This is a genomic window from Alteromonas sp. NFXS44, from assembly GCF_040148705.1.
Taxonomy (GTDB): domain Bacteria; phylum Pseudomonadota; class Gammaproteobacteria; order Enterobacterales; family Alteromonadaceae; genus Alteromonas.
This window is the reverse complement of sequence record NZ_JAGDEA010000002.1, coordinates 304,463-320,716: the sequence shown is the minus strand read 5'-3', so window position 1 is coordinate 320,716 and position 16,254 is coordinate 304,463. Positions and strand designations below refer to the sequence as shown.

Annotated in this window: 13 protein-coding genes; 5 read left to right on the top strand and 8 right to left on the bottom strand. The window is 49.6% G+C overall.

Features of this window, described 5'->3' with window-relative positions; genetic code table 11:
* Positions 1-26: 26 nt before the first annotated feature.
* The 5 genes from J3369_RS04570 to J3369_RS04550 form a co-directional block, all read right to left on the bottom strand.
* Entirely contained in the window at positions 27-734 is a 708-nt protein-coding gene (locus J3369_RS04570) for a helix-turn-helix domain-containing protein (protein ID WP_349584309.1), read from the bottom strand.
* A 38-nt stretch (positions 735-772) separates the two neighbouring features.
* Positions 773-2,122 (bottom strand): lysine-sensitive aspartokinase 3, encoded by a 1,350-nt coding sequence (gene lysC, locus J3369_RS04565; protein WP_349584306.1) that lies wholly within the window; start codon positions 2,120-2,122, stop codon positions 773-775.
* A gap of 33 nt (positions 2,123-2,155) precedes the next feature.
* A complete protein-coding gene (locus J3369_RS04560) occupies positions 2,156-2,605 on the bottom strand; it encodes a DUF192 domain-containing protein (RefSeq protein ID WP_502877412.1) in 450 nt (149 codons plus the stop codon).
* A gap of 67 nt (positions 2,606-2,672) precedes the next feature.
* Positions 2,673-5,285 (bottom strand): bifunctional aconitate hydratase 2/2-methylisocitrate dehydratase, encoded by a 2,613-nt coding sequence (acnB, locus tag J3369_RS04555; RefSeq protein WP_349584301.1) that lies wholly within the window; start codon positions 5,283-5,285, stop codon positions 2,673-2,675.
* Between the two features lie 188 nt (positions 5,286-5,473).
* Positions 5,474-6,562 (bottom strand): PQQ-dependent sugar dehydrogenase, encoded by a 1,089-nt coding sequence (locus J3369_RS04550; RefSeq protein ID WP_349584299.1) that lies wholly within the window; start codon positions 6,560-6,562, stop codon positions 5,474-5,476.
* 94 nt (positions 6,563-6,656) lie between these two features.
* Here J3369_RS04550 and J3369_RS04545 point away from each other — a divergent pair, with 94 nt between their 5' ends.
* From J3369_RS04545 to J3369_RS04530, 4 genes are all read left to right on the top strand, one after another.
* On the top strand, positions 6,657-7,097 hold the full coding sequence (locus tag J3369_RS04545; RefSeq protein WP_303573717.1) for a hypothetical protein: 441 nt from the start codon (positions 6,657-6,659) through the stop codon (positions 7,095-7,097).
* A 95-nt stretch (positions 7,098-7,192) separates the two neighbouring features.
* The gene (locus J3369_RS04540; protein ID WP_349584297.1) at positions 7,193-8,335 is read left to right on the top strand and encodes an FIST signal transduction protein; all 1,143 of its coding nucleotides are present in this window, start codon (positions 7,193-7,195) and stop codon (positions 8,333-8,335) included.
* A complete protein-coding gene (locus J3369_RS04535) occupies positions 8,335-11,649 on the top strand; it encodes a PAS domain S-box protein (protein WP_349584294.1) in 3,315 nt (1,104 codons plus the stop codon). Before J3369_RS04540 ends, J3369_RS04535 begins: the two co-directional genes overlap by 1 nt.
* Before the next feature lie 13 nt (positions 11,650-11,662).
* Positions 11,663-12,730: a response regulator gene (locus tag J3369_RS04530; RefSeq protein WP_349584291.1), complete on the top strand. Its 1,068-nt coding sequence runs from the start codon at positions 11,663-11,665 to the stop codon at positions 12,728-12,730.
* Between the two features lie 16 nt (positions 12,731-12,746).
* Here J3369_RS04530 and J3369_RS04525 read toward each other — a convergent pair whose 3' ends face one another.
* Positions 12,747-13,853, bottom strand: coding sequence for a TonB family protein (locus tag J3369_RS04525; RefSeq protein WP_349584289.1), 1,107 nt, complete (start codon positions 13,851-13,853; stop codon positions 12,747-12,749).
* Between the two features lie 95 nt (positions 13,854-13,948).
* Complete coding sequence (locus J3369_RS04520) at positions 13,949-14,596, bottom strand: class I SAM-dependent methyltransferase (protein ID WP_161599091.1); 648 nt, start codon at positions 14,594-14,596, stop codon at positions 13,949-13,951.
* Positions 14,597-14,802: 206 nt separating this feature from the next.
* Here J3369_RS04520 and J3369_RS04515 point away from each other — a divergent pair, with 206 nt between their 5' ends.
* Complete coding sequence (locus J3369_RS04515; protein ID WP_349584286.1) at positions 14,803-14,943, top strand: hypothetical protein; 141 nt, start codon at positions 14,803-14,805, stop codon at positions 14,941-14,943.
* Positions 14,944-14,949: 6 nt separating this feature from the next.
* Here the strand turns inward: J3369_RS04515 and J3369_RS04510 are convergent, their stop codons facing one another.
* Complete coding sequence (locus J3369_RS04510) at positions 14,950-16,254, bottom strand: tetratricopeptide repeat protein (protein ID WP_349584284.1); 1,305 nt, start codon at positions 16,252-16,254, stop codon at positions 14,950-14,952.

The window sequence follows — 16,254 nt, the reverse complement described above, 5'->3', positions numbered from 1 at the left end:
TGCAAAGACGCAATTAAGGACATTGATTATTGCAGCATTTTAGACGGGGGAAGTCCGAAATAGGCAGAAAAACGACGACTGAAGGCAGAAAGATCCTGATAACCGGCTTCTTCAGCCACCCGCTGTACCGGCATATCGGTATGTATAAGCAGTGCTCTCGCCTTTTCCATTCTTAATGCCGTGATATACCGTGCCGGCGTTTTCCCCGTTTGTGCCCTGAAAATCTTTTTGAACTGAGTCCCGCTCATGCACGCCACAGAAGCCATATCCTCTATGGTGAGAGACTCACTGAGCCGGATTTCAATAAACTCCACCACATTCCGGATCCGCGGGTCTAATGCAACGCCCTGTTCCTGTTCCGCAAGCACCGCCAGAAAAGTTTGCAGCATCAGTGTTTCCACCTCACTACTGACTCTGTGTTCAAGCTGGGTTGCGATAAAAGATAAAAGGGATGTCATGGGCTTACTGACAGCAAAAACGCTGGCAACTGCATCTGAGAGGTTATCGGGTAACCGGTGTAAGTCTGCCACAACAAACCGGGCCTGTTCTTCGGCAGTAAATATGTGCAGAGTGTTACGCCGGATCACTACGCATTCACCGGGCGCGACCTTACCCTTTATATCCCCTGCGGCAATATTGATAACACCACTGAGGGGCAGCACGAGCTGATGAAAGTCGTGACTGTGACCCGTTGTTTGCTTGCTATAAGAACGGATTGAAAGTGAATCAGGCATGCATTAAAAAGGGCAGTCTGATGACTGCCCTCCTCTTATTATTCAAACAACTCTTTATGCAGTTTCTGCACAATGTCAGTGCTGTTCTCTTCGTTCACCAGGAATGACAAATTGTGGGGGTTTGCGCCGAAGCAAATCATCCGCAAATTGTAATCATGTACTGCCGCGAAAATACGGCTGGATACACCTTTCGCTGTTTGCATGTGATTGCCCACCACGGTAACCAGATCGAAACCTTTCTCAACGGTTACATCACAAATCGTTTCCAGCTCTGCAATGGTTTCTTTATTCAAACGGGATGCCACAGAGTTAGCCGGGTTATCCAGCGTGAATGACACAGAAATTTCTGAAGTCGTTACCAGATCTACGCTGAGTTTATGCTTGGCAATAATAGCAAAAACCTGTTGCAGGAAGCCCTGAGCATACATCATCTTCGGCGTTTTAACCGTTACCATCACCTGCTCTTTACGGCGGGTGATCGCACGGTACGGAGGCTCAATGTCACAGTCGCGCATGATCCATGTGCCGCCTTTTTCAGGCTCTTTACTGGAACCTACGAAGACTTTGATATCTTTACGCAGCGCCGGCTCCATAGTGGCCGGGTGAAGAACTTTGGCACCGAATGTGGCCATTTCTGCCGCTTCTTCAAAGCTCAGCTCAGGTAACGGATAGGCTGCAGAAACAATTCGGGGATCCGTGGTGTAAACACCCGTTACATCGGTCCAGATTTCGCAGGTATCAGCTTTCAGTGCTTCAGCCAGTAAGGCAGCAGTGAAGTCTGAGCCACCACGACCCAGCGTGGTTGTTTTGCCTTCTTCGTTGGCACCGACAAATCCCTGAGTCACTACGATTGCGTCTTTAATTTCCGGGCGCAGCAGTTGTTCAGCTAACTGCTCAATGTCTTCCAGTTGCGGAACGGCTTCACCGAATTCACTGTCAGTACGCAGTACTTTACGCACATCAAAGTTCAGAGTAGTCACCGACTGTTCTGCCAGAACCGCACTGAACAACAACGACGACATACGTTCGCCCATAGAGAGCAGCTGATCTTTTAAATCGTCGCGGTGCAGAATTTCTTCATGATTCGCCAGACCGCGAAGCTCTTCAAACAAGTCTTCCAGTTTGTCACTGACCGAATCTTTGTTTTTGATTTGTGCCAGCACAGCCATTTCGATGTCGATGATAGCCTGGCAGGTGTCCTTAATTTGCTCGCTGGTCAGCGCTGTGTGCGCAATGCTGACAAGGTGATTTGTTACGCCTGCCTGAGCACTGACGACAACAATGCGTGTCGCCTCATTGCCAGCCACGATTCTGGCGCAGTTTTGCATAGCCTGATAAGTAGCAACACTTGTACCACCAAACTTGGCGATATTAAGAGGATTCGTCACGGTATTCTCCGGTTTTCCCAACACGTTGATGTGTTAAATTTTGATACTAATGTGGTCGCCGACACGAACATTATTTGCCGCAAACCACCCTTGATTCATTTCCAGCGCGTACATCACCGCTTTCGATGCTCCCACAGACGTTAAGTCATGCGGCATCAGCGGTTTTATATCTGTAATCACGCCATTCCCGTCGATAAATGCCACATCCAGCGGTACAAATGTATTTTTCATCCACATACTGGCTTGCCTCACCGGCACAAACCTGAACAGCATGCCACAATCTTCGCATATAGACTGGCGATACATGAGGCCACGTGCCCGTTGCTCTGGTGTGTTTGCAAACTCCACCGGCAGCGATTTACCCGCCACTTCAATGGCGGCAATGTCAAATTCAACCGGCTCCTGCGCAGCACTCTGGCATGCAGCAAGAGCAACACACAAGATAAGCAGGCAATTTCTCAGCGCCATGAATGATTTCATTATTTCTTCCTTGCAAAGACAAAAAAAGCCGGGTCCCTGAGGTACCCGGCCCGATAGTTTATAACTCAAGTCAGGCAACATTCAATGTCGGAATGATCTTAGCCTTTGCATCCTCTTCTGCTTTCTTAAAGCTTTCCATCTTATCGAAGTTCAGATAGCGGTATACATCGGCTGCCATGGAGTCGATTTTGCCGGCATATTCCATGTATTCTGCCGCCGTGGGGATCCGGCCGACAATCGCGCCGACAGCTGCCAGTTCAGCAGAAGTCAGGTATACGTTGGCGCCATCACCAAGACGGTTAGGGAAGTTACGGGTCGATGTAGACAGTACCGTGGCACCGGCATCAACACGCGCCTGGTTCCCCATACACAGTGAACAGCCCGGCATTTCGGTACGAACACCCACGCGGCCGTAAATGTTGTAGTAACCTTCCTCCATCAACTGGGCTTTATCCATCTTAGTGGGCGGAGAAATCCACAGGCGGGTTGGAATGGTTTTGTTGTACTGCTCCAGCAGTTTACCTGCGGCACGGAAGTGTCCGATGTTGGTCATGCAAGAACCGATGAATACTTCGTCCACCTTGTCGCCGGCAACCTCAGACAGTGTTTTCGCATCGTCCGGGTCGTTCGGGCAGCACACGATGGGCTCTTTGATTTCTGACAAGTCGATTTCAATCACTTCTGCGTATTCTGCATCCGCGTCTGCACGCATCAGAGAAGGTGACGCCAGCCACTCTTCCATCTTCTGTGCACGACGCTCAAGCGTACGGGGATCGCCATAACCTTCATTGATCATCCAGCGCAGCATGGTGATGTTGGACTTGAGGTATTCAGCGATGGACTCTTCAGACAGGTTGATTGTACAGCCTGCTGCAGAACGCTCTGCAGAGGCATCAGACAGTTCGAAAGCCTGTTCTACCGTTAAGTCTTCCAGACCTTCAATCTCAAGGATGCGGCCGGAGAATGCGTTAATCTTACCTTTCTTCTCTACTGTCAGCAGGCCCTGCTTGATACCGTAAAGAGGAATCGCGTGTACAAGGTCACGCAGGGTGATGCCGGGCTGACGCTCGCCTTTGAAACGAACCAGGATTGACTCAGGCATATCCAGGGGCATCACACCGGTAGCCGCAGCAAAAGCAACCAGACCGGAACCCGCAGGGAAAGAAATACCCAGAGGGAAACGGGTGTGCGAGTCGCCACCGGTACCGACCGTGTCGGGCAGCAGCATACGGTTCAGCCAGCTGTGGATGATACCGTCACCGGGACGCAGGGAGACACCACCGCGGTTCATGATGAAGTCAGGCAGGGTGTGCTGAGTTTCGATGTCTACCGGCTTAGGATAAGCCGCGGTGTGACAGAAAGATTGCATGGTCAGATCCGCCGTGAAGCCAAGACAGGCCAGGTCTTTCAGTTCGTCACGGGTCATAGGGCCTGTAGTATCCTGAGAGCCCACAGTGGTCATTTTCGGCTCACAGTAAGTACCCGGACGGATACCTTCCACGCCACAAGCTTTGCCAACCATTTTCTGTGCAAGGGAAAAGCCTTTACCGGTGTCGGCGGGTTGCTCCGGCTTACGGAACAGATCAGAAGGCCCCATACCCAGCGCTTCGCGGGCACGCTCAGTCAAACCGCGACCGATGATGAGGTTAATACGGCCACCGGCACGTACCTCATCCAGAATTACCTTAGATTTGTAGCTGTACTCTGCCAGCACTTCGCCGGTTTCGTGATGAGTGATTTTGCCTTCGAGGGGATAGATGTCGATAACATCACCCATATTCATTTTTTCTACATCGGCTTCGAATACCAGTGCGCCGGCATCTTCCATGGTATTGAAGAAGATTGGTGCTACTTTAGAACCGATACAGACACCACCACCGCGCTTGTTAGGCACACCCGGCAGATCTTCACCGAAGAACCACAAAACAGAGTTGGTAGCTGACTTACGTGAGGAGCCGGTACCCACAACGTCACCGACGAAAGCGACCGGATAGCCTTTCGCTTTCACCTCTTCGATCTGCTTCATCGGGCCTTTCACGCCGTGCTCTTCCGGCTCAAGACCGTCACGGGTCATTTTATAAGCCGCCAGGGCGTGCAGAGGAATATCGGGGCGAGACCATGCATCCGGGGCCGGAGACAGGTCGTCAGTATTGGTTTCACCGGTAACTTTGAAGACAGAGTAAGTGATCTTGTCTTCCATTTGTTTACGGCCAGTAAACCACTCGCCTTCTGCCCATGATGTCATCACATCAGCAGCATATTCATTGCCCGCTTTACGCTTTTCATCCACATCATGGAAAGCATCAAACATCAGCAAGGTATGTTTAAGTTCTTTCGCCGCCAGCGGAGCCAACTCTTTATCATCAAGCAGCTCTACCAGCGTAGCGATGTTATAACCGCCATGCATGTTACCCAGCAGTTCAACCGCTTTTTCTTTATCAATAAGGGGACAACTGTCTTCGCCTTTCGCGATTGCACTAAGAAAGCCGGCTTTTACGTATGCCGCTTCGTCAACGCCCGGAGGAACACGCTCTGAAATCAGTTCTGAAAGAAAGGCTTCTTCACCTTCCGGCGGATTTTTCAGTAAGTCGACCAGACCGGCAACCTGCTCCGGATTCAGGGGTTTAGGGGGGATGCCCTGAGCAGCACGTTCTTCAACATGTTTACGATATTCACTTAACACGATTGCTTCCTCCTTGTTACTCAGGCTGGAAGGATTCAACGGTCCTGAGCCTGACTACACGTTATCGACGCCGGAATTATATCGGCGCACAGTATAAAATAACACCGGACTGCACCCTTGTTACGCCTGTCACCACCATTCACAAAACTTATAAATATTTTTAGCTGCAAAAATAATGATTCTTAGATTCAGAGGGGTGCAATTCGCAAAACGGTGGCGTTTTCACCATCGGTTAGTACATAGATTGCGCCTTTACGATCAATTTCAATGTCCCGTAAACGCTGATTAATAGTAGCAAACAATTTTGTTTTGCGGGCAGGCGTGGTTGACATATCCACAGCGATGACGGACTGGTCTTTCAGCGTGGTCACCAGCAACTGGCCTTTCAGGCCGGGAAACAGATCACTGTTATAAAAAACCATGGCAGACGGCGCCACAGAGGGTGACCACTCAACCAGCGGAGACTCCATGCCGGCATAATCTGTAAATGGTGAAATACGGGCACCGGAATAGTCTCTGCCCGATGTCGCTACCGGCCAGCCATAATTGAGTCGCGGGCGGAGTATATTTATCTCATCGCCCCCGTCGGGACCATGTTCGTGTTCATAGATGACGGCGGCATCTTCATCGATAGCCAGTCCCTGAGGATTGCGGTGGCCCGTTGAATAAATATAGGGCGCAGTGTCATAAAAAGGATTATCAAGCGGCGCAGCGCCATCCTCGCGGATTCGCAGAATTTTGCCCAGTTGACTGTCAGTCCGCTGTGCATGCTCCCTGTAATCAAAACCGTCACCGGATGACACCAGCCAGGTGCCGTCATTCAGCACTGCCAGACGACCACCAAAATGAACCGGCGTGTCTTTATCCGGTGAAACTGAAAATACGACGTCGATACCGGTAATGGTATCGTTCTGAAGCGTTGCTGTGGCCACTGCCAGATGATTCGCCGTTTCCGTTCCCTGAGAAAATGTCAGTATGATACGTCCGGACAAGTCGAAGTCCTGCGCCAGCGCAATATCCAGCAGGCCCCCCTGCCCGGCTACGTACAGGTCAGGCAACGCCAGCGGTACCCTGACCAGCCGCGATTCTCCTCCGAGGATCACCACATTGCCCTCACGCTCAGTGACCAGTAACCGGCCATCAGGTAAAGGTTCCAGCGCTTTGGGATAGTGTAACGTCCATGGTGCAATACGCTTTGCCTGATAACGAATGTCTTCAGCAAAAGCGGGCAAAGCGAGAATGGTCAGAGTGATAGCAACGAGCGTGTTTTTAAACATGGATTTGTGTCGTTCCTCTTGTGATCTGTAGCATGGCGTGAAAAGATGCGGTAAATCAGTTTCGCACTATACATCGAAAAATCGTCTGAACAACATGCCGTTAGCAACTGCAAAATCGTTTTCACTGGCTTTTTTCCCCGCCTGGCTGCTTTGTTACTGCCTGGCAAGCGTTTTCCATACGCAAATGGTACTGCTTGAGTTGCTCCGGTTAGACGTGGTCATTCCCCTCCCGCTCTGGTTACAAACAACATTCGAAGATATTTTTGGTCTGTTACCTGTGTACGGTTCTGCCACGGCCGCCGCCCTGTTTATCGCTTTCTCCCTGTGCGGCTGGCTGACAGGAAACTTCACCCGTCTGAGGTGGCTACTGCCACTGGCCGGTGGCGTGGCGATGCTGGTGCTGTTGATGGCCATGTACCCGGTAATGCATGTCACACTTATCGCCGGCGCCCGTTCTGCTGCCGGCCTGGCTTTACAATGTCTGGCGGGTTGTCTTGGCGGACTTGTCTTCCTGCGAATATCCCGTCCCGGTTGATCCTGCGCATTAAATTTCAGTAAATTTATGGCGTTACCCGTAAGGCCGCGCTAGATTTATCTTATATTTTTTTTGTTAGCCACGGATGTTGCGGCATGGAAGTTACCCAACACATTATTCGCAGTACCCAAACGGAAGATGATGCTATTTTGCAGGCAATTAAAGCGCCCTGCGATTTACTGCTGGTATTCGCAAGCCCTGCATTTTTCTCCTCATCATCTTTGCTCACTGACATCATTGCCTCAGGCGCACCGGTGGCAGGTTGTGGTACCAGCGGAGAAATTACCGCCGGCGATGTGCGCGAACAGAGCGCAGTTTTCACCCGCATCGATCTTAAGGGTAAAGGATTTGCCCGCATTGCCGTCAGTCAGGTGCATGAAGAAGATTATTTTAACTGCGGTAAAGCCCTTGGCGAATCGCTTCGTGGCGACGACTTAAAAGCCGTTATTATTTTGACCCGCGGAATCGACTTCGTACCCGGTGAAATGTTCGACGGCTTACACCATGTGCTCGGAACAGATTTGCTGATATGTGGCGGCATGGCGGGTGACAACGCCAGTTATGTGCAGACCTTTACACTCTCTCCACAAGGGCTCAGTGATCATGATGTGGTTGCAGCCGGACTCTACGGAGACAATCTTACCGTCAGCCAGGCCGTTATCGGAGGGTGGCAGTCTTTCGGTCCGATCCGTCAGGTTACCCGCAGCGAAAATAACATTTTGTATGAACTGGACGGCACACCTGCCCTGGATATTTATAAAAAATACCTGGGCCGTTCAGCCAATCGCCTGCCCATATCAGGGCTGCTTTTCCCCCTGGAGATGATGGACAGTTACGACGAGCCCTCCGGGTTGCTCCGCGCACTCTATGATGTCAACGAAACAGACGGCAGCCTGATTTTGGGAGGAAAGATTGAACAGGGTGCCTATCTCAGGCTGATGCATGCTTCCACAAATGATCTGATAACCGGTGTGGAAGATGCAGCGCAGTCCTTCAGTCTCAGTGTTGAAAATCAGTTTAAGCCGGCTTTTGCGCTGGTAATCAGTTGTCTTGCCCGCAAAATTGTCATGGGCGATCAGGTGGAAGAAGAAGTAGAGGCCATCACCAGTGCGCTCGGGCAGGACCTGCCGGTTTGCGGATTCTACTCAAACGGAGAGTTTGGCCCCCTCACGGCCCGGGGCCCCTGCAAATTGCATAACCAGACAATGATTGTCACGCTTTTCGGAACGACGGACTGATGCACAGGCTGCTGTTCAGACAAATCAAGAAAACCATGGGCTTTCAGACCATTGAAGAGGCTGAACAATGGCTTGATACGCTGCTGGAGCATGCCCTTGACGATTCACTGCCACCGGCGGTTCAGACGTTATTACAAGGTCTGATGCCTTTCGTCGACAGGGTCGATACCAGCTACAAATCCCATGAAAGAGACATGGAAATCCGCGACCGCAGCATCCGCTTAAGCTCTCAGGAGCTCACTGAATCACTGGAGCTGGCCCGCCGTGATGCGGTTAAACAAAAGCAGGCGGTACGGGAACTGAAAATAGCGGCAAATGACTTGCTGAAAGGCCTGGCCAAGCCGGAATTATCTGAAGATACAGACTCACTGAACGGACTGGCCGAGCTGATGGCTGACCTCGCCAGAGAGCGTAATGAAGCACTGCATGAAGTAGAAGTTCAGCGCCGTGCCATCGACCAGCATGCGATTATTGTGGTGGTGGATAATGAAAAGCAAATCCTCTTCGCCAACAGTAAGTTCTGTGAGATTTCAGGCTATGAGGAGAAGGAGCTTAACGGTAAAAGCCTCGAAATTATCCGCAGTGGTTATCATGATGAAAGCTTCTATTCGCCAATCTGGCGCGCGGTGCGTGCCGGTGAAGTGTGGCATGGCGAAGTGCACAATCTGAGAAAAAACGGCGAGACATTCTGGGTATCCTCCACCATCGTGCCAATCGAAAACAATGCCGGGCAAGCGGAGCGGTACGTCGCCATCATGACAGACATTACCCATCAGAAACTGTTGGAGGAACGTATATCCGACAGCCAGCGTTTTTATCAGAGTATTACCGACTCTATCGGTGAGGGCATTTTCGCTGTTGACCGCAGCGGTACTATTGAATTTCTTAATCCGGAAGCCAGTCGTCTGCTCGGCTGGACTATGGATGAACTGAAAAACAGACGTTTCCACGACACCGTGCAGTTCCAGTCTCCGGATAAAAAATTCATTCCGGTACAGCAAAGCCCTCTTATTCAAACCATTAAGAAAGGTGAAATCTATTTCTCTGAAGAAACTTATTTCACCCATAAGAACGGGCTTATGTTTCCTGTTTCTATCACTGCCGTGCCACTGGAGGATGACAGGGGTAACATACAGGGACACGTCGGCGTGTTCAGGAATATCAGCGAACGTAAGAATATTGAGCAAGCCATGCGGGACGCTTTCTCTCAGGCTGAGCGAGCGAATAACGCGAAAAGTGAATTTCTCGCAAACATGAGTCACGAAATCCGTACCCCGCTTAATGCCGTACTGGGCCTTACTCATCTGGTGCTGAACTCGTCTCTTAGTACTCAACAGAAAGATTACTTGCAAAAGGCCACCAACAGTGCCAATACTCTGCTGGGGATCATTAACGACATTCTGGACTATTCAAAAATTGAAGCGGGTAAGCTGGATTTAGATATTCAGCCATTCATCTTCGACGATTTACTGGAGAAAGTGTCGAATTTGTTTCAGGACAGAGCTGTCAGCAAAGGGTTATTACTGCTTTTTGATATGGGCGGCGATATGAGTCTGCCTCTGCTGGGCGATGAAAACCGCCTGATGCAGATTTTCAATAACCTGGTCAGTAATGCCGTCAAATTCACCCGGCAGGGTCAAATTATTGTATCAGTTGAATTACAGCCCCGTCAGGGACAACAGGTATCGGTTAAATTAAGGGTTACAGATACCGGTATCGGTCTCAGCGATGCCCATCTGCAAAAGCTGTTTGACCCTTTTACTCAGGCCGACGCATCTATATCCAGACAATACGGCGGTACCGGTCTGGGCATGAGTATTACGCGCCACCTTGTCGAACAGATGAACGGCACCATTTCGGTAGAAAGCGCCCCCGGTGAAGGCAGTACGTTCAGTATTGACCTGGTTCTGCCTCTGGCCGGAACCAGCAATACTATGCCGCCTTTAGGTGCCCACCAGTTTCTTACCCTTTGCTGTCTGAACGAAGCCCTTTTACCGGTAGTGGGGCTGGTGGAAAAAACCTTATCGACGCTGATGGTTCCCCATGAACACTGCACAACTCACCGTACTGAATCTCTGCCGGAACAAACCACCCACCTGCTGGTTGTTGCAGATAAAATTACGGAAGAGAGGATGAAACAACTTGCTGAGGCATTCCGCTCGAAACAACTGGATTATTCTCACCTGCGCATCCTCACCCCGGGCAATCAGGAGGAGATCCGTCATCTTCTGATCAGTCACGGATTGTCTGATGCCGCCGTGATGCAACTTCCGTTCACCCAGCGTTCTATGCACGACTTCCTCAATCAGGGAGCAATGATTAAGGACACTCAAACAGGTTTCACTTCACTGGACGACATTGGCCTGGTTGAGCGCAGGCTCAGCGGCAAACATGTACTGATAACTGACAGCGACGACATCAGTCAGACCGTTATGTCCCAACAACTTAATTCTGCGGGAATTAAAGCCACCTGTGTCTCTTCCGGCGCAGACTGTATCACCTTGTGTAAACAACTGACCTTTGACGCCATTATTCTGAATAATAAATTACCCGACATTCCCGGCTGGGAAGTGGCTGAAAGTCTTGTATTTGGCAACAGCCTGACCACCCCGATTATCTGCACTTCCACAGAAGATGCCTCTGCCATTGAAGATTTAATCAGTGATTCCGGAATGTGTGCCTTGCTCACCAAGCCGGTAAGCAATGATGACCTGCTCCGTACTCTCGATAACCACATGATTTATAAGGGCGAAGAAGAACACGCCGGCAATGACTGCGACGGCATAAAAGATCCCTATGCGTCACTGCTTCAGAGTTTTTACCGGAAATACAGTGTCAGCGGAAATACCCCCTTTGACTTCCTTGTTGAAGGTCTGCAGCAACAGTCATCAGTGCCGGTGGAAATTCTTGCCGGGATCAGAAAAGATGCCTCAGCCGTTGGCGCTAAGCCACTGAAGAAAATGCTCGGCGCATTGCTGCAGCAGGATACTCCCGCTGAGCTGGTTCACGCCGCCATTCCCAAACTTGCCGGAGAGCTGGATATGACGTTAAAAAAAGTCGTCGCCAGCCTGGATGCACTGAGCAATGTTGAGGAAAAACAAGAAAATGAACAGGATTTCACGTCACAAGTTCAATTTATACTAAACTTACTGGAAGACTACGATGCAAAAGCATCGGACAACCTGCAACAACTCTATAGTGAACATCAGCAGTCTCCCCATCGCTGGGTGCTGCAACAGGCAATACAGAAAGTATCTCAATACGATTTTGAAGCTGCGGCTGTGCTCTTGCAGCCATTAGTAAACGGGCAATAACTGTGGGCGTAAAGTGAAAGCGTTTAGTGTTTTAATCGTTGATGACGAACCGGCAAACATTGATATTCTCAAAGATATACTGATCCATCAATATCAGGTAAAGGTGGCACCGTCGGGGGAAATTGCACTGAAAATTGTCAGTAAAGCCCCTCCCGATCTTATTTTGCTTGATGTCATGATGCCCCATCTGGATGGTCTGGAAGTGTGCCGGAGATTGAAAGCGGATCCGGCCACGGCCTCCATCCCGGTGATTTTTGTCACGGCGCTCGGGCAAGGTGAAGATGAAGAGCGCGGATTCGCCGCCGGCGCAGTGGACTATATTGCCAAGCCTATTGTACCCGCCATTGTGCTGGCCCGGGTAAAGACCCATATTTCACTTGCCCATCAGCAACGGGTCACCCGCCAGAAAGTGGAGGAACGGACAAAAGAACTTCAGGTAAGTCAGTTGAGTGCTATCAGTATGCTTGCTGCAGCGGGTCACTATAACGATACCGACACGGGACTGCATATCTGGCGGATGGCAGCTTATGCCAGGAGGCTGGCCACTGCCGCGGGATGGTCTGTGGAAGCAGCCAGATTGCTGGAACATGCAGCTCCTATGCATGACACGGGAAAAATAGGCATTCCCGACAGCATTCTGAAAGCGCCCAGGAGGCTGACAGACGAAGAAATGGTGATCATGCGGACCCATGCTCAAATCGGTCACGATATCTTATCTAACAGCCATTCACCGTTGTTCAAACTGGCTGCTGAAGTGGCGGTGAGTCATCATGAGCGCTGGGATGGCTCTGGCTACCCGAATGGACTGAAAGGGACAAATATTCCCGAGTCAGGCCGTATCGTTGCTATCGCTGATGTGTTCGACGCGCTGACCATGATAAGACCTTACAAAAAAGCATGGAGCGTCAGCGACGCTTTTGACTACATCCGCGATAACGCAGGTTCTCATTTTGATCCGGCACTGGCAGAGAAATTCCTGACCATAAAAGATGACATTATCAGCATTAAAGAAAAAGCGGATAATGCCTCTTCTGAGAATGAAGATTCAGTCTTTTACGCCGGATTTGTGGAGGAGAAATAACCCCGCCGAATCCTACTCAGCCCAGTTTAAAATCCATTCTGACCATGCGCGATTTCGTTGCAACCGCATTACCACCGACAAATCTGGGAGCATAACGCCAGTGTTCCAGCGCCTTTATGGCTGCGGCACCAAACATGCTGCCACCGTCAGTTTCTATCAATTCGATATCACGGACAAAACCTTCATCATCGATAGTAAATGACAGGACTGCACTGCCGTCTTTACCCCGCCTTGCATAAGACACCGGATAATCCGGATTGACACGATAAAGCGGTTCGGGCTCCTGATCATCAGACCACGGCTTCATTTTCCCAATCGCCCGGCAGTGCTCTGTAGCCTTATCTGACTCTCCTTTCTTCTCATACAAACCGACCAGTTTCGCATGGGCATTCAGCGCATACGGATGGGAGAAATCAAGATTACTGTCGAAGGTATCAGCAACAATCTCATAATTCCCGATGGCCTTAGAAGAATGATTAAAGCGTTCGTAGACCAGTGCCAGTAATAAGCGGGATTCCAGAGTACGTAAATCTTTATCCCCCCAAAAGCCATCGACGATACTCAGATTGTCTTTATAGAAACGCAATATTGCGTTGTTGGTCACTCCTAAGATTGATTTGATAACTACTGTGGCAGCAAGGTAATGCGTCGTAACCTTCTGAGCGTCATCTTCAAACTGGATGTCGTCCATGTTGAGAATGATGTAACGACTCAGCCGTTGTGAAAAGCTGACCTTAGCTTTATCCATGCCCTTAAGCTTATTCACTGCACTGAGGATATCGATGTGCATATTCAGTAACGCAGGGGAGTTTTCGTTATACAGCGAATCGTATTGCTCCAGTACAGCTTTGAACTGGCTGACAGCGTCATCCATATAGTCCTGCTGTGCGAGCATATTGGCGTAGGAATGCCTGAGCTTCACCGCATTTTCGCTGTCAGCACCGTATTTTTGCTGACCCAGCTGCCAGGCTTGTTTCGCCAGCGCCGTACTTAATATGATGTCATCTTTCTCCACCGCCTCCTGAAACGCACGGTAGACCTCGCTGAATTCATCAGCCGCAGCAGACATTGAAAGCAAAGAAGAGAAAAGTGTGATTTGTGCGAGTCGTTTAAGACCACTCATGACAGCATCCTTGTTCATTAGTGAGTTTTCACTGTAGTGAAATGATGCTTTAAAAGCAAACCCGGCTTGCTGGCCGGGTTTGTTGTGAGGAAATATCAGATTTTTGTGGTTTTCAGGAAAATACAGTTCTGGCTGATGTGCTCACTGTCAAGACGCAGTCCGAACTCAGGTAAACTGGCCAGCACTTCTTCCCGCGTGTAAGGACGGTTAAGGATACCAATAGATTGTCCGTAATCGTTCACCTTCGTACTGATTTTATTCATAAACCCTTCACCGGGATACAGCAGCACATTCATGTAGAGGGTACCGCCTTTTTTCAGCACTCTGACAATTTCATGCATGGCTTTTTCAATCCCGCCAATAGTGTGATAACCATTTGGCAGGTTCGCAGTATCGAACGTTTCGTCCTCGAAGCTCATATTTCTCAGATCTTCGATGGCCAGCTCAGCCCCTTTCAGCTTCTTCCTCGCGCCCCCCATCAGGGCTTTGGAATAATCTACGCCTACCAGTGAAAATGGCTGATCTTTCTGTTTTTTTCGCGCATGTTTCATGCAAATTTGCGTGAATGTACCGGTACCGATAGCACATTCAAGATGTTTGCCTTTAAGGTTCTCGGCAAAAAAACGGACCTGGGAAGATAAGGTATTGCGGTACGCCAGGGTCAGAATAAAAAAACCACGGACGTCATAAAGCATCGGCGTCAGGTTATAACTGTTTTCATTAATGATACTTTCATCTGACATGACAAAATGCCCTCTTTCAAAAAACTGCCGTTCATATTCAGCTATCATGACGACAGAGAGCCCTGCTAACGAACACGGGCTATTATCCACGCTTTACAAAACTATACATCAGGTGGAGAAAAAACTACGTATACCAAACATATACATAGGAATGAATCCGCAACACGCAGAGTAAATACTATGCCGGACAGCCGGAATCACGAGCCATGAGCATAGTCGCTGACATGCGCTATGTAAATGAAAGTAAAATGACATCTTACAAACATAAAAAAGGCCGGTTATCCCTTCATTACCAGGATAACCGGCCTCCTTGTGCCCGTGTGGCAGGCGACGGACTCAGTATTTAATACCTATCAAATTTCAGCCATCGCTTCCTGCTGAGTCTTCTCAGACTGTACAAAGCGCTTCCATTGCTGTGCCATTGCTTTGCTCTTCTGGTGCTTTTCAGCTTCAGCAAGCTGATCCAGTGCTTTGGCGTACTGCTTATTGTTGTACAACGCCATGCCTTTAATCAGATACACAATACCCGGATTCCGTAACTGACCTTTTTCAATAGCATGGTCAGCAGCGGTAATGGCATCATCCCAGCGCTCAGCATTCAGCAATACCTGGGCGAGCTGGGCATCCAGTTCACCGTCTTCTGACAATTCAGCGGCAGACTGCATCACCGGAATGGCTTTATCCTGCTCTTTGGCAAGGGTCCAGCTCTGGCCAAGGAAACGTAAGTTACGCAGGTTCTTTTCCAGCGTACCGTCTTTCATCGCCTGTTCCATCAGCAAAGCACCTTTATAGGGGACTTTATGATAGTAATAAAGCTGTGCCAGGTTGAAGATGTCGGCAGACGATTCCACGTAACCTTGCTGATAAGCCGATTCCATTATTGCCAGTTGCTTGCGCTCTTCACCCAGTTCACCGTACATGCCGGCAAGCTGGATCCAGTACTTGCGCTCGTCAAACAACTTCACCAGTTTAATCAGAACATTCTTCACCTTTTCAGGCTGTTTCAGTTCATAGTAAATGGCCCGCTGCAGAATCAGCCAGTTCTCATCAGGGAGCATGCCCTCAGCTTCATGATCAGCAATAGCTTTAGTCATGAACGGTTCGGCTTTAGCGTATTCCTTATTCTGATAATAAGCCTGAGCTTTTAAAATCATATTCTTAGGCGGAACGACGCCGTCGTTCAATGCTTCCCAGCGTTCAAGATAGGCAATACTCTTGTCGTAGTTACCCTGCATCAGGTTTAACTGAGCAAGACTGAACAAGGTCGTCATCTCAAACTTTTCAGGGATCGGCTGCTGCTCCACCACCTGCGCAAAGCTGTCTAATGCTTTATCGTACTGCTCATCGTTGTAATAGATGAAGCCGTAGAAGTTATACATCATGGCTTTTTCGTAGCTGTTCATCGAACTGTCTTTGTCTTTCACCTCATCCAGGATGGCAATGGCTTCAGGAATATTTCCTTCATCGCCGGCCGCCTGAGCGCGGGCTAACTGTTCGTAAACTTTGCCACGCAAAGTCGGTACTTTGCGGGTTTTCTTTTCACTGGCTTTCACTTCCTGAGCCTGTGCCTGCGCGCTGATAACAACGGCGGGTACAACAGCCAGGTTTAAGGCCAGTGAAAAAGCGCAAACCAAACGTTTGGATAAATGATTCTTCAT